Genomic DNA, 1295 nt, shown 5'->3' with positions numbered 1-1295 from the left:
TCTTCATCAGGAAATTGAGATATGAAATCAATTAAGCTCATAATTTATGCGTTTTTCCAAAGATAATTATCTTAGGTAAATATACGGGTATTCATTAAATTAAAAAAAGCACATGGCTATAACACGTGGTATAAGGCATGGCTGGGGTCGTGCGGATTCGACAAGTCGAATCTCGTCCCAACTTCAGTTTCGGTCGGACACTCAGACTCTCGTCTGACCGCCACGACCTCATACCACCACCGTTACAGCGCATTCTGACCCGTCCTAAAAAAAGTAGTCTATATATTTTTAATTTCATTCTTATGTTTGGCATAGTCATTGAAAATTCGGCAATAAAAATCAATTAACTTAAATCCATCATTATGAGAAGATATAAATTTTTAATTCTTAGTATTCTAGTAGCTTTATTTTCGTGTAATGAAGATGACTTTACTCCTCCTCCTGCCATTTCCTCCGAATATTATTTCTCCGGCATTGTAAATAATGACTTGGTAGTAATAAATGCTGATGAAGATAATTATCAAATTTATACAGGCAGCAGTTCTAATTGGAATGAACCGCCAATTGGAAAATATGACCTTGGATTCAATACATATCCATTTGAAATTGGAGATAAACATATTTTAATTATTACGCCAGAAACAGAAGTAACTAATAAAGAAAAAGTTCTTAATTTATTCCCTATTGGTAAATTATCTGACACTGACAAAGAAGGGTTTAAGTTGGAGTATGGAAAAATAATAGATAAGGAAGAAATAGAAACTAACATTTTTCATCCTATTCGAGAAAAACTGATTGGAGAATTTTCTGAACTCGAAGTTGTTTCAGTCGTTGAGAAATCTGAGGATATTTATAAGATTAAAATGAAATTTAGCTGTTATCTATACGATGACAAAGAAATTCTTCAAGGAGAAATTAATTCTGCCGAGATTATTTTGAGACTGGTAATTCATAATTAAAGTTTATCTAAAGTATTTCCAGATGCAATAGAATTTCGTAGTTCAACAAATTCAGAGATTCTAATAAATGAAAATATAAATAATCAAAAATAAAACACAGGGCATAACACGGTACATATTGCAGGGCGGGGTTCGGTGGTACGCCAACTGCGGATTCTCGCATCGCAGTTCCGTGTCCTTCTGACAGGAACGCTCTCCAAAATCCGCCCCGACAACATGTACCAACCGTTGTGTTTCATGCTGGTACGATAAAGGGACATCCGTTACAAAGTTAAAGGGACATAGTTTACACTTTTCAAAGTTTGTAATTTGACATAAAAATCAGATTGCCATGCC

Annotated in this window: 1 protein-coding gene; it reads left to right on the top strand. The window is 34.4% G+C overall.

Annotated elements, in window-relative coordinates; all coding sequences use genetic code 11:
* The first annotated feature begins 362 nt into the window (after window positions 1–362).
* A complete protein-coding gene (locus K5G00_RS29345; protein ID WP_238770182.1) occupies window positions 363–959 on the top strand; it encodes a hypothetical protein in 597 nt (198 codons plus the stop codon).
* Window positions 960–1295 lie beyond the last annotated feature (336 nt).

The sequence above is a fragment of the Maribellus maritimus genome (assembly GCF_022267315.1).
Lineage (GTDB): Bacteria > Bacteroidota > Bacteroidia > Bacteroidales > Prolixibacteraceae > Draconibacterium > Draconibacterium maritimum.
This window is presented reverse-complemented; position numbering and strand designations above follow the sequence as displayed.

Bases quoted from the DNA above. Each gene is read 5' to 3' on its own strand.
- K5G00_RS29345 (WP_238770182.1), top strand. From the start codon at position 363: ATGAGAAGATATAAATTTTTAATTCTTAGTATTCTAGTAGCTTTATTT.